The 13,023-nt window shown below is 63.9% G+C and carries 10 protein-coding genes; 2 read left to right on the top strand and 8 right to left on the bottom strand.

Annotated features, from left to right (window positions below; translation table 11 throughout):
- Positions 1-37 precede the first annotated feature (37 nt).
- The 6 genes from E9229_RS08975 to E9229_RS08950 all read right to left on the bottom strand — a co-directional run bounded on the left by E9229_RS08975 (position 38) and on the right by E9229_RS08950 (position 6,662).
- Positions 38-1,762: a flavin reductase gene (locus tag E9229_RS08975; protein WP_183510867.1), complete on the bottom strand. Its 1,725-nt coding sequence runs from the start codon at positions 1,760-1,762 to the stop codon at positions 38-40.
- Positions 1,763-1,782: 20 nt separating this feature from the next.
- On the bottom strand, positions 1,783-2,895 hold the full coding sequence (locus E9229_RS08970) for a zinc-binding dehydrogenase (protein ID WP_221184415.1): 1,113 nt from the start codon (positions 2,893-2,895) through the stop codon (positions 1,783-1,785).
- A 55-nt stretch (positions 2,896-2,950) separates the two neighbouring features.
- Positions 2,951-3,964, bottom strand: coding sequence for an ABC transporter substrate-binding protein (locus E9229_RS08965; RefSeq protein ID WP_183510866.1), 1,014 nt, complete (start codon positions 3,962-3,964; stop codon positions 2,951-2,953).
- A 57-nt stretch (positions 3,965-4,021) separates the two neighbouring features.
- Positions 4,022-4,834, bottom strand: a complete 813-nt coding sequence (locus tag E9229_RS08960) for an ABC transporter ATP-binding protein (protein ID WP_183510865.1) — start codon at positions 4,832-4,834, stop codon at positions 4,022-4,024.
- Positions 4,831-5,769 carry an ABC transporter permease gene (locus E9229_RS08955; protein WP_183510864.1) on the bottom strand — a complete coding sequence of 313 codons (939 nt, stop codon included), beginning with the start codon at positions 5,767-5,769 and terminating at the stop codon, positions 4,831-4,833. Before E9229_RS08955 ends, E9229_RS08960 begins: the two co-directional genes overlap by 4 nt.
- Positions 5,770-5,882: 113 nt before the next feature.
- Positions 5,883-6,662, bottom strand: a complete 780-nt coding sequence (locus E9229_RS08950) for an HpcH/HpaI aldolase family protein (protein WP_183510863.1) — start codon at positions 6,660-6,662, stop codon at positions 5,883-5,885.
- A gap of 124 nt (positions 6,663-6,786) precedes the next feature.
- On the opposite strand from E9229_RS08950, the gene hisC reads away from it, so the two are divergent.
- Both hisC and E9229_RS08940 read left to right on the top strand, forming a co-directional pair.
- Positions 6,787-8,727, top strand: a complete 1,941-nt coding sequence (gene hisC / locus E9229_RS08945; protein ID WP_183510862.1) for a histidinol-phosphate transaminase — start codon at positions 6,787-6,789, stop codon at positions 8,725-8,727.
- Between the two features lie 43 nt (positions 8,728-8,770).
- On the top strand, positions 8,771-9,961 hold the full coding sequence (locus tag E9229_RS08940) for an acyl-CoA dehydrogenase family protein (protein WP_183510861.1): 1,191 nt from the start codon (positions 8,771-8,773) through the stop codon (positions 9,959-9,961).
- A gap of 236 nt (positions 9,962-10,197) precedes the next feature.
- On the opposite strand, the gene E9229_RS08935 is transcribed toward E9229_RS08940, so the two are convergent.
- Both E9229_RS08935 and E9229_RS08930 read right to left on the bottom strand, forming a co-directional pair.
- Positions 10,198-11,358: an amidohydrolase gene (locus E9229_RS08935; RefSeq protein WP_183510860.1), complete on the bottom strand. Its 1,161-nt coding sequence runs from the start codon at positions 11,356-11,358 to the stop codon at positions 10,198-10,200.
- Entirely contained in the window at positions 11,355-12,776 is a 1,422-nt protein-coding gene (locus E9229_RS08930; protein WP_183510859.1) for an MFS transporter, read from the bottom strand. Before E9229_RS08930 ends, E9229_RS08935 begins: the two co-directional genes overlap by 4 nt.
- Positions 12,777-13,023 lie beyond the last annotated feature (247 nt).

Below are 13,023 nucleotides of genomic sequence, written 5' to 3'. Positions count from 1 at the left end.
GGCCGGTGCCCGGGCTCAGCCCCGGGCCGCCGGGCGTCTAGATGGCGAAGTCGGGGTGCCGTGTGGCCACCCGGTACGTACCGGAGTGGAACACCAGCGGCTCTTGTTCGAACTGCGTGAATTCCCGGACCTCGCCGATGAAGATCTCGTGGTCCCCTTCGGTGTACTGCCGCACGTTGTTGCAGAGGAACTGCGCCGCGGCCCCCTCCAGCACCGGAGTGATCGTCGAATCGGGATCCGTCATCCCCTCGAACTTCTCCGCATGCGGGCTGGAGAACCGACGTGAGAGGTGGTGCTGGTCGGAGGCCAGCACATGGATGTTGAACTGTTCAGCCCGGCGGAACGCTTCGAGATTGCGTGACTCGCTGCTCAGGCACCACAGCACCAGCGGGGGATCCATGGAAACCGAGGTAAACGAATTGACCGTGAGGCCTATGCGTTCGCCGTCTTCGCCTCGTGTGGTGACGACAACCACGCCTGTTGCGAACTGTCCCAGTGCGCGCCGCAAGGCGCGCGTGTCGAACTGCGACGCGTTGTCTTCACGGATACTACGCTCGATGAGCAGCCGGGACTCGGCGGCATCGAACCAGGCCGGGTAGAGGTTACGTGGATCGTTGTATCCGTTGACGATGAACTTGGCGAGCGCCGGCGAGGTCGCGGCCGCTTCGACCAGTTGCTCGCCCGGGGAACCCTCGAACTCCAGCATCGAGTTGGTCCAGGCGACCGCCCATTCCCCGTACCCTTGCCAATAGCGTTCAAAGGTCTCCTGCATCCAGTCCTCGTCGAAGGGGTCATCGCCTCGGGCCATGATGGATTGGAGATATATGTCGGCACTCTTGGCGGCGTTGTTGGCACCCTGGGCGGTCACGGGGTCGTTGAGCACGACCGCGTCGGCCATGCCCAGGACGAGCCGGCCCGAGGGAAGGGTCCCGATGGGATGGCGGACCACCGGAGTGAAGCGTCCGGTGAGGTAGCCGCCGTCGTCGGTCAGGCGGATGTCCCGGCACCGGGCTGCTTCCTCCGGCAGGTACTCCTCGAGGAATTCCTTGCACCGGGCCAGGTGTTCCGCACCGGAAGCCACCTCGCCCCAGCGGTCCAATGGTCCGCCGGGGACGGCCTCGATCATCATGATCTCGCAGCTGCCCTTCGCGGTGAGCGCAGGCAGCGAGTAGTACTCCCCCACGCCGCGGATATGGAAGTAGCGCTTCCCGGCTTGGTCCGCCTCCTGGGCGCCCTCGTAGTAGGTCAGCGCCAACGCCCTTTGCGGCCGGTCGAAACGGGTTCGTTCCTCGTCGATGGGGAACAGCGAGCCGAGCTCGCTGAGCCCGGTGGCGACGACGACCAAATCCACGTCCACGGCAATACGGTCGAGTTCCTCCAGGTCCACCCGCCCGACCACCAGCGAACCGCCCGCAGCGACGAAGTGCCTCATCCAGGTCGAGATCTTCAGCCGCTGGTCGACGGACCTCGCGGGGTTGTCCAACCGCGCCGTCCAGGAGGTCAGCAGCGCACCGGTCGCATCGGTCCGGGTCATCGAGATGGACGCGATTTCCGGGGCCTCCTCATGCCAGAGGTCAAGGGACAGGTCCCGCTCGAGCTGCAGCGAGCTCTCGAACATGCATTGGGCCGACATCACGGGTCCGGAGCCCACCTCATCGGCGTCGCGATCCGTATACACGGTGACGTCATATCCGTTTCCCAGCAGTCCGAAGGCCAACTGCAGGCCCGACTGTCCGCCTCCGACGATGGCAATTCGTTTCATTTCGTCGACTCCTTGGCTTTTCATGTCTGATCGATGACGGCTCGTCCGACGATCCGTCCCGCATCGAGGTCGTCGTACATCTGCGCGGCTTCCTCCAACGGGCCGCGCCGGGTAATCACCCGGGAGGTGGTGATCGCCCCGGACTGGGCCAGTTGGAGGACGGCAGGCATGTCGGTTCGCGTCCGCGCGCCGTAGGAACCAATGATTTGGATCGACCGGCGCACCAGGCGGGTGATCTCGATCGGTGCGGTGGCCCGTCCATCGGCGATCCCGACCGCGACGAGCTTGCCTCCGTCGGTCACCGCCTCACTGGCCCGCACCATGGTCTCGGGGAGCCCGCGTGCTTCGAAGGCGACATCCACGCCCCGGCCGGAAGTCAGCTCAAGCAAGCGTGCCGTCACGTCCTCGGTCCGGGAATTGATGGTGTCGGTGGCGCCCAGGGCACGGGCCGCCGCCAACTGGTCATCACGGATATCGACGGCAATGATCTGGGATGCGCCCAAGGCACGGGCGACCTGTATGAGGTTGGATCCGATCCCGCCGCTGCCATACACCGCTACCGTATCCCCGTGCCGGAGGTCCGCCGCGTGGCGCACCGCACCGTAGGCGGTGAAGACCGCGCAGCCCAGGATCGATGAATTCACCAGCGGAAGGCCGGCGGGCAACGCAAACACGTTGTTCGCCGGGACAACCGCGTACTGTGCGAGCCCTCCCATCGAGTACATGGCCAGCGGCTGGCCATTGGGGCGGAAGATCCGCGAGGTGCCGTCGTACAGGGTCCCCTTGAGCCGGTTTTGGGAGAAGAAGTTCAGGCACAGGTCATCTCGTCCACGCACGCAATGGGTGCACGTGCCGCAGGGGATGATGAACGAGCAGACGACGTTCATGCCTTCGGTCAGTCCGGTGACGCCGGGGCCCCACGCCGCTACCGTCCCTGACACCTCGTGTCCGAGGACTCCCGGCGTCGGAAAGGCCACTTCGCCCTTGATGACGTGCAGGTCGGTATGGCAGACGCCGCAGCCGGCAACGCGCACCAGCACCTCGCCATGCTTCGGCTCGGGCATGCGGACTTCTTCAAGCCGGAGCGGGGCCCCGGGGCGTTCCAGTACTGCCGCCATCATGGTTTCGGTCATGGTTGGCTCCTTTCCCCGGTGTCACCGGGCAGGGTGGTCAAACGTCGGAGGGTTGTCACTTGGCGATTTCCGCTGTCTCGAGGATGTTTGCGGGGACGGTGACGCCCATGTTCTCGGCGGCAGTGGTGTTCACCCAGGTGGCGACCTTGCCGGCCGGCTCGGGTGCAATGTCGTTGGCCGAGGTGCCCTTCAGGATCTTGGCCAGCATGGCCGCTGTCTGCACGCCCTGCTCGTAGGTGTTGGTGGCCACCGTGGCGACGGTGCCTTCCTTGACCGAGCTGGTATCCGAGGAGTAGACCGGCAGCTTGTTCTCCGTGGCGATCTTCAGGATGGCGGGAAGCCCGGTGAGCACCGTGTTGTCCTGCGGCAGGATCACCGCGTCGACGCGGCCGACCAGGGAGTTCATGGCAGCCGAAATGTCGTTGCTGGAGGTGACGGTGGCGTCGACCAGGCTCCAACCGTGGGTTTGGGCGGCCGCGTCGACCAGGGTGCGGGCCTGGACGGAGTTCGCTTCACCGGGGTTGAACAGGAACCCGAGCTTCTTGACGTCCGGGCTCAGCTGCCCGAAGAGTTCGAGCTGGTCGACGGTGGTGTCCGGGGTGTACACCCCGGTGACCAGCCTGCCCAGCGGCTCGTTGCCCGGCTTGGCCAGACCGGCAGCGGCGGGATCGGCCGAGACTCCAGTGAAGATCACCGGAATGGAGCTGTTTTCCGTGGCCTTCACCGCGGCCAGCGAGCTGGGGGTGCTCACCCCGACGATGACATCGACCTTATCGGCGGCGAACTTCTGCGCGATGGTGGTGGCCAGGGCAATATTGCCCTGGGCGTTTTGCACCTCGACCTTGATGTCCTTGCCTTCGGTGAGGCCTTCCTGCTTGAGTCCGTCCTGGATGCCCTGGATCAGGGTGTCCAGATCGGGGTGGGACACGATGGTGCTGATGCCGATCGTCTTCATCTCCGGTTTCGCATCGGCTTCGCCGGATCCTCCCTGCCCGCAGGCGGTCAGCGAGGCTGCGACGACCAGGGCGAGGGAAAGGAGGGTTGCCTTGCGGGGGGTGAGCTTGTTCATGATGTCCTAACGGGGTAGTACAGCAGTGAATATCGGGAAGGATGGAACGATCGGGACTTACGGGGCCAGCAGGCTTCGGTCATTGGAGAAGGACTCCCCCGAGACTTCGTGGAAGCGGTCGATGAGCCGGGACACGGTGAGCTGTGCCTTCGCGGGGTTCGTCACGTCGAGCACGATTTGTCCACGGTGCATCATTACCAGCCGGTCGCCGTAGTCGATGGCGTGTTGCATGTTGTGCGTGACCATCAAGGTGGCCAGGCGGTGCTCGCGGACCTGCCGGTTGGTCAGCTCCATCACCTGGGCGGCGGCCTTCGGATCCAGGGCCGAGGTGTGCTCGTCCAGGAGCAGGACGTCGGGTCCGGTCAGCGTGGCCATGACCAGGCCCAGGGCCTGGCGCTGGCCGCCGGACAGGTTGCCCACGGGCGCCTGCAGCCGGTCCTCCAGCCCCAGGTTGCAGACGGCCAGTGCCTCGCGGAAGGCCTTGCGCCTGGCTGCCGTGACGCCGCGGCGGAAGAGGCGGCGTTCCCCGCGCATCGCGGCGATCGCCAGGTTCTCCTCGATCGAGAGCGTCGGGGCGGTACTGGCTCCGGGGTCCTGGTCGATGCGCGCAATGATCGAGGCCCGGCGGTATTCCGGCCACGACGTCACGTCGCGTCCATTGAGTTCCACCCGGCCGCGCAGGGGCCGTTCCAGCCCGGCGACCGTGCGCAGCAGCGTCGACTTGCCCGCTCCGTTGCTGCCGATGACCGCTACCCATTCGTTCGGGGCGATGCTCAGGCTCAACCGCCGCAGGGCCCTGACCTCGTTGGCCGTCCCCGGGAAGTACACCTGGGAGACGGCGTCCACCGTGACTGCCGCTACCTCGTTCACAGTGAGCTCCCTACAGTGGTGGTGACGACGGGTTCGGGCTCTTCATCCACGAAGGGACGGTGCCGCTGCCGGTACTGCGAGATGGCGGTCGGCACGTACAGGGCCAGGACCATGAGAATCGCCGTGACGCCCTTGAAGTAGAAGGCCGGCATGCCCAGGCGCAGGCCGATGTTCAGCAGCCCCTGGTAGATCAGTGCCCCGGCGACGGCGCCCATGCACCAGACCAGCAGGTTGCGCCTGCCGAAGATCGTTTCGCCGATGACCACCGAGGCGGCAGCCGCGACGAGGGTGCCGATGCCCATGTTCACATCCGCGAACCCTTGGGCCTGGGTCAGCAGCGCACCGGAGGCCGCAACGAAGCCGTTGCCGATCATCATCGCGAGGATCAGGCTGACGCTGGTGTTCATGCCCAGGGCCCGAACCATGCGCTTGTTCGCGCCGGCCGCACGGATCGTCAGGCCCAGGTCGGTGTTCAGGAACCAGATCAGCGCCGCCACCGAAACCGACAGCAGCACGAACGTGACGCCCGCCCGGTTCAGGCTGTTTTCGGGGACGCCGAGGCCGCCGAGCACCAGGCTGTAAATGGTGTCATGCCCCATGAGGTTGACGTTCGGTGCCCGCATCACCAGCAGGTTGACCGAGTACATTCCCGCCGCGACCACGATGCCGGCGATGATCTCATTGATCCGCAGGGCGGTGATCAGCAACCCGGTCAGCGCCCCGGCGAGGGCACCGCAGATCACCGCGGCGATGATGCCCAGCCACGGATTCATGCCGGACACGAGCAGCGTGGCGATGACCGCTCCACCCAGGGGGAAGGAGCCTTCGACCGTCAGGTCGGGAAAGTCGAGGATCCTGAAGGTGAGGAGCACGCCGATGACGGCAAATGCGAGGATCAGGCCTTGATCCAAGGTGTTGAGTATGGAGCTATCCACGTGAACTGACCACCATTCTAAGTCTTGGAGCGATGCAAGCTGAGAAACCACTCGTGGAGCGGAGATGAGGATATGGGGCTTGGCCGGCCGCCCGGATCATGGCCGGGCTCGTCTCACGTCCGGGCCTTGCCGAGGGCAGCGTCGATGCCCGCTGCGTAGGCGGCCATGTCCGAGGTCACCACCATGAGTTGGAAACCTGCCTGCCGGTAGCGATGCAACACCTCTACGCTTCCGCTGTAAATACCGCTGACGAGTCCGTTGTCCTGAGCGGCTTGTCCGACGCGGCGGATGAGCCCGTCGAGTTCCGCATCCGGCAAGTCCAGCGAGGGTGCGCGGCCCAGGGACACCGCAAGGTCGCCCGGACCGACGAACAGTCCGTCCAGGCCTTCGACGCTGGCGATGTCCTGGACGTTCTCGACGGCTGCGGCGGTCTCTATCATGGCAAAAACCAAAGGCCGGTGCGCATATGCGGCAGGTGCGGGCACTCCACGTTCAAAGGCACGCACCGGGCCGAAACTGCGTGCACCAAGTGGCGGGTACCGGGTTGCCCGGACCAGGGCCTGGGCCTGGGACCTCGATTCGACCATCGGCACGATCACGCCGTCTGCACCGACGTCGAGCAGCCAGCCGAGCATGTCCGGGTCGCCGCCGCGGGTACGGACCAGCGTGGGAATGCCGGATCCTTCTGCGCCACGGAGGAAGTCCAAGACCTGCCCTTCGGTCAAGGCACCGTGCTGGGCATCCAGGCCCACCCAGTCATAACCTGTCCGCGCCGCCAGTTCAGGGGATCGCGAGTCTCCCATCGTGGACCACAGGCCGTAGGCGGGAGCGGGTGTTGCCCACAGCGCACGCAACTGGTCTGGTCCGAGATTCGGGACGGGTGTTCGAGGCATTGACGTTCTCCCTGTAGGTCGACTATGGCCTGTATTAACGGGGACATCGTTGTCCCGTTACGACCAAAGTTGCAGCAGATAACGAAAACATAGCCTAAGTGGTCTACTGGTACAAGCACTTTGGTTGACCTGGTTGAAAATTGGTGCAAGCATGTGGTCCATGCAGAAGATAACGTGGGATTCCGTCGTCGAAACAGACTCTGACAGCACCGTAGAGCCAATATCCCGCCGCCCCCTCTACCAGCAGGTCCGGGACCGCGTGATCCAGCTCGTCAATGACAAAATGCTGACGATCGGGGATCAGCTGCCCTCCGAACGGGTCCTATCGGCCCACCTGGGAGTGAGCAGGCACTCGCTCCGACAGGCCATGTCGGCCCTGGAAGCACAGGGATTGATTGAGATCAGGCACGGGTCAGGGGCCTACCTCGTGGGCAGCGAACCGAGCCAGGTGGCCTCGGAAATGGCCGATGCACTCATCGACTCCAGTGAACAACTGCCGTATGTGATGGAGGCACGGTTTGCCATCGAGCCCTATATGACGGGCATTGCGGCTGAGCGGCGGACTCCTGCGGACCTCATCGCGATCCGGGCATCACTGCGCAGGATGGAAGACGAACTCGCGTTGGGCGAGTCCGGAGAACAAGGGGACATCGACTTCCATGCCGCAGTGCTGAGTGCTGCCCGCAGCCCCCTTCTCGCCGATTTCATGAGCCAGCTTAAAGCCGGGATGACTCGGTTGCGCGAGGAAGCACTTGCACAACCAACCAGTCCACGTCTTGCGGTCGAAGCACACTACGCCATTCTGGACGCGATCGAGGCCGGCGATCGCGAACGTGCTTCCCGGGCAGCGCACCTGCATCTCGTCGATGCGGCCAAAGCCCTTCTGGTATCGGACTTGGGCGACTCACCGAACTCGTTGCTATTGGAGATGTCTTTGGATACCACGACCGAAAACCACCAAATCATTCAGCTGGAACCCGAATTAGAGGTCCTTCCGGTGCCCTCCCTGGCCTCACTGACGCCCTACCGTGCGGGAGAATCAGCCAAGGTAGTCCAAGCACAGACGGGTCTCGAGACGGTTCATAAGCTGGCATCCAATGAGAACCCCTATGGCTGCTCCAAGCTCGCCTCCGAAGCGGTCGCTTCGGCAGCCACCTCCCTCTCCGTGTATCCCGAGGTCACCGCCGGAGCATTACGTACTGCGGTAGCAGAACTCCATGGCGTCAAGGAGAACCAACTCGTCTTCGGAAACGGCTCCGACGAAGTGCTCTTGATGATTGCACGGGCGTTCCTGGGACCTGGCCGAACGGCCGTGGCCTGCGAACCAACCTTCGCCCAATATCGGGCGCACACCCTGTCCACGGGAGCCAAGTACATCCCGGTGCCGCTTGAAGACGGACGGACGGATCCCATCGCACTGGCCGCCATGGCACCAGGTGCGTCAGTCATCTGGGTCTGCAACCCCAACAACCCGACCGGGGCCTACCTCGATGCCGCAGGTTTCAATGACCTGATGGCGGCGGTCCCCAAGGACGTGGTCGTTGTCGTCGATGAGGCATATGCCGAGTACGTGACCGCGCCCGACTTCCCAGATGCCGCGGCGCTGACGCGGACCTACCCCAACTTGATTATGACCCGGACTTTTTCGAAGATACATGGTCTTGCGGCGATCCGGATCGGCTACGGCATCGCTGGCGAGAAGGTGGCCAACCTGCTCAACACCGTGCGCAGCCCCTTCAACACCTCGTCCTTGGCACAGGCGGCGGCACTCGCCTCCTTGAAGGACACCGGCTTCCTCGAGCAAAGCCGCGAACGCAATGCCCGGGAACGGTCCAGCATCGAGGATTTCTGTCGTCTGCATGGCCTTGGGTACTACCCCTCTCAATCCAACTTCGTACTTTTTGATGCTCCCGGTGGAGCAGAGAACGCCTTTGCCTCGCTGAAGGAACGGGGCTACATTGTCCGCCCCGGAACCCAGCTGGGGTTTCCCACCAAAATCCGCATGTCGGTCGGCACCAGCGAGCAAATCACCGGTGCTCTCGATTCCCTCAAAGAACTGCTCTGATCGACCTGCCCTGCGCGGCCGATTGACTACCGAAAGGATTCACATGAAAACCGTCGTTTCCGCTTCCATCCCCAGCCACACAGAAATCCTGACGTCGGCCCGATCAATTGTCGAAAGGGTCCGAAGCAACGCTCCGGAATCGGACCGGCTCGGGTACCTGAGTGCCGATTCCTTCCATGCACTCCAGGATGCGGGTCTCTTCCAGATCATGACGCCACGACGGTGTGGCGGCTGGGAAGGAAACATTGCATCGGTCTTCGAAGCCGCGAGCATCATTGGCGAAGGCTGTCCGGGATCCGCCTGGCACATCATGATCGCCAACGGCAATGCTTGGCAGGTGGGCCGTCAGGACGAGAGCATCCAGGATGAGATTTTCGGTGAAAATCCCGGCGCGATCGTCTCCGGAGCAATCGTTCCCAACGGATTGGCCAGAAAGGTGCCCGGGGGCTGGCAGGTTTCCGGTCGCTTCGGATTCATCAGCGGTATCCAGCATGCGTCATGGTTCTCTTTCCTCACCTTCGCCGAAGGCGAGGAAGGCCAGCGCGGGGACATGTTGTCCATGTACTGCCCCGCATCAGAGGTCAAGCAGCTCGGCAACTGGGACACGCTCGGGATGCGTTCATCCGGGTCCCCGGATGTGGAACTGGTGGACGTTTTCGTGCCCGATGAACGGGTCTCGATCCCGGCCGATCGAAGCTCCGTATCCGATGCCGCCCAACGGCAAACGACAAATCTCTATAAGATGCCCGTCGTATCGGCACTGCCGCTCCTGGTCTCCGGGACGGTCCTCGGCGCCGCCAAGCGGGCCCTGGAGCTCTATGTCGAACGGATTCGCCAACGCACGGAACGCTATACGGGGCGTTCGAAGTCCGATTCCCAGGCCCAAATGATCCGCATCGCAAAAGTGGCCGCGGAGATCAAGTCCGCGGAAATGCTGCTCAAGGATGCTGCGGATCGATTCGACGCAATTGTCCGCGGTGATGGCGCCTCGACTTTGGAAGACCGGGCCACCATCAAATGGCAGGCGGTACACGCAATCGATGTGCTTCGCCGGGCCGTCACCACGCTGTACGATGCCGCCGGCGGCGGTGTCATCTACAACAACAGCGAGTTCCTTGCCACCTTCCGCAATGTCCATGTGGCTTCGCATCACGCCGTCTGCGATGTTGATCCAGCCGCAGAAATGTATGGGCGGCTGATCGTCGGACTCGAGGTGGACACCCGGGCCGTCTGATGCCGGCTAGTCCGGCATCGCGTGAATGATGCCTGGACCAGGGGTGGTCAACCACATTCGAGTGGTTGACCACCCCTGCCGTCTGCCCGGCAATGGACGCCTGCGCAACCTTGCCGCGGCACTGGAGGCCTTGCACGTGCCGGCTTTCCGTTCGCCGTGCGGATGCCCTGCTCGACCTGGGCACGGTAGGCACCGTCCTCCTGGCCGTGCCGCGCCGTCGGCCATCGCGGTAAGCATCAGTCCTTGGCAGCCAACAACCGCTCCCGTTCGACCGGATCAGCTGCCGCCGCAGCGGCGGCCATGGCCATCCCGAAGGCGGCGTCCATGATGGCCTTATCTGCCGATGCCGAGGTGCCGAAGGCAGTGAATTCGGCCGTGTGGTGTACCGCGCCCCCGACCTCGTAGCCGATGACCGGGTGGATGGTCGGCACCAGGTGGGAGACGTTGCCCATGTCGGTGGAGGCCAGGGCCCGCTCATCGTAGAGAACGTCGCGTTCCCGGGCACCTAGTGCCCGCTGGTAGGCCCCGGCCAGGAAGCGATCCTGGCGCAGGTCGGCGTACTCGTTGCCGACCTCCCTGATATCCAGCGCGGCCCCGGTGCCATGCGCTCCGGCTTCCAGACAGCGCCTGACCCTGGCCTCGATTCGGCGCAGGGTCTCCACCGACTCGGCACGCATTTCAATGTTTGCACGGGCCCGGTCGGGAATGACGTTCGCGGCGCTACCGCCCTCGGTCACGATCATCGACACCACCGAACCGGCGGGAAGTTGTTGCCGGGCCAGGGCGATGGCGGTCTGGGCGATGACCATGGCATCGAGCGCGTTGATCCCCTCCTCGGGGGCCAATGCCGCATGGGCCGGCTTTCCCGTATACAACGCATCCCACATGCAAATGGCCAGGGATGAACCACCCACGATGTCATCGGCTCCCGCATGGGCCATCATGGCCAGCGAGACGTCATCGAAGAACCCCTCCTTGATCAGCTCGACCTTCCCACCGGTGGTCTCCTCCGCCGGGGTTCCGAGCACTTTCACGGTGATGCCCAGTTCCCCGGCCACCGCCGCCAGCCCCAGTGCCGCCCCGACTGCGGCGGCTGCGTTCACGTTATGGCCACAGGCATGCCCGATGCCCGGAAGCGCGTCGTATTCAACGCAGAAGGCCGCGACGAGTTCACCATTTCCGTGCCGGGCGGAAAAGGCGGTGGCCAGCTGCGGCTGCTGGGCATCGAAGCCGAAGCCGGCCTTTTCCAGAAGGTTCGAAACCCGCTGAGCGGCCCGGAATTCCTGGCCGCTCAGTTCCGGATCGGCGTGGATCTCATGGCTGAGTTGCAGCAGGTCGGCTTTCCAGTGTTCCAGTGCCGCGGTGATCCGCTGCGCCCGTGCCTCGTCGGTGCTCATGGCTTGCTCTCCGTTGTCTGTCGGTGCGGATATCGGGCCGCCGCCAGCGCCGCCAGCAGGGCCGCGGCTGCCAGGGACAGCCATATGGCGTTCAGCCCGGTCAGGGTAATTTTTCCCTCCAGCACATTGGCCGAGGAAATCATTTTCACGATAGCTGCACCCACGGCAATTCCCACGCTCAGCGCCAACTCGTTCAGTCCGGCGGCCGATGAGGTTTCTTCCACCGGAACCCCCTCGACGGACAGCGACCGGGTGGCGGCCTGATAGATGCCCATGCTCAGCATGAATAGGGAGAACCCGGCAATGTAGCCCACCAAGTTGGCCCGGGCGGACAGCATCACGATGAAGCTGGCGGCCAGCAGGAATCCGGCGAAGACCAGCGTGGTCCGTTCGCCGAACAGGCTCATCGCCTTCGCGGTGAACAAAGAGGAAAGCAGTGACAGGACGGAGGTCGCTGCCAAGATGATGGCGATATCCAGTGGGCTCAGCCCGAAGCCGTAGCCTGCACTCGAGGCCTCGGCATGCAGGAAGATGCCGTTCGTGCCCATGTAGCTGACCGAAGCGAAGCCAAAGAGGAACGTTGCGGTCGAAACGGTCCGGATGCTCGGGTTCAACAGCATCCGCAGGTCGATGAACGGCGGGACGCCTTCCGCGCGGCGGAAATCGAGCTTGATCCAGATCAGCAGCAAGACCAGGCCCAGGACCCCGGATCCGATGGTCTTGGCGTTGGTCCAGCCCCAGTCCGGGCCCATGGACAGGGCCGCCACGAATCCGATCAGGCCCACCGAACAGGCCATCAATGGGCCCAGGGCGAGCCCCTCCCGGGACGGCGTACCGGCATCGGGCAGCAGGAAGGAGCAGGCCAACGCCACCAGGGCGAAGGGCACCCCGACCCAGAATCCCCGGGTCGGATCGTTCACTCCCACGATCCCGGCCAGCAGTCCGCCGCCACCGACCATGATCATCAGCATCCCGATCATCACCGAAACACCGGTACGGGTGTGCTTCGGGCTGGTCACGCGAAGAATGCCCATCATCAACGGGATGAACCCGACCACGCAGGTGAGCATGACCACTCCGATGGTCACCGTCCAGAGGGTCGGCCACAACGCCATCATGAAGACGCCGAGAACCACCACGAGCGTGGAACAACGCAACACCAACCGATAGCCATAGCTGTCCCCGAGACGGGAAATGATCGGGGTGAGCACGGCGAAGCTCAGGTTGGAGATCAGGAAGATCCCGTTGATCGTCGGATCGTCAATGTTCAGGACCGGCCCGAGTGCCGGCAGGATGGGGTTCAGGAATCCCTGGGTAACCCCGCTCAGGGATTCGATCAGGGCCATGGCGATGATCATGCCAATGATCGAGCGGCGGGTGATATCCGCGGCCCTCGGGGCAGGGCGAGTGCTTGTCATGTGTTCCTCATGCTTCGGGGCTGCTCACACCCGGGATGTGGCGCAAATCAATCGACTGGTACCGGATTCCGTTCCCACGACAGTCCCGCCGGACTTCCACAAACCTTGATTCATCACGAATTAACGCCCATGTCGTTCGAAACACCGCAGCTGAGAACTGGTCAAGGATAACGGATGCACCTGAAAGTCCACTCTCCGGGTACGCAGCCAGCCGAGGTCGAAATCCACCCTGTATCTTGCGGGCCCA

Source organism: Paeniglutamicibacter cryotolerans, from assembly GCF_014190875.1.
Classification (GTDB): Bacteria; Actinomycetota; Actinomycetes; order Actinomycetales; family Micrococcaceae; genus Paeniglutamicibacter; species Paeniglutamicibacter cryotolerans.
The sequence above is the reverse complement of the archived record's forward strand: the minus strand, read 5'-3'. Positions and strand labels throughout refer to the sequence as shown.

Bases quoted from the DNA above. Each gene is read 5' to 3' on its own strand.
- E9229_RS08940 (WP_183510861.1), top strand. From the start codon at position 8,771: ATGAAAACCGTCGTTTCCGCTTCCATCCCCAGCCACACAGAAATCCTG.
- E9229_RS08930 (WP_183510859.1), bottom strand. From the start codon at position 12,776: ATGACAAGCACTCGCCCTGCCCCGAGGGCCGCGGATATCACCCGCCGC.
- E9229_RS08975 (WP_183510867.1), bottom strand. From the start codon at position 1,762: ATGAAACGAATTGCCATCGTCGGAGGCGGACAGTCGGGCCTGCAGTTG.
- E9229_RS08965 (WP_183510866.1), bottom strand. From the start codon at position 3,964: ATGAACAAGCTCACCCCCCGCAAGGCAACCCTCCTTTCCCTCGCCCTG.
- E9229_RS08950 (WP_183510863.1), bottom strand. From the start codon at position 6,662: ATGCCTCGAACACCCGTCCCGAATCTCGGACCAGACCAGTTGCGTGCG.
- E9229_RS08935 (WP_183510860.1), bottom strand. From the start codon at position 11,358: ATGAGCACCGACGAGGCACGGGCGCAGCGGATCACCGCGGCACTGGAA.
- E9229_RS08970 (WP_221184415.1), bottom strand. From the start codon at position 2,895: ATGACCGAAACCATGATGGCGGCAGTACTGGAACGCCCCGGGGCCCCG.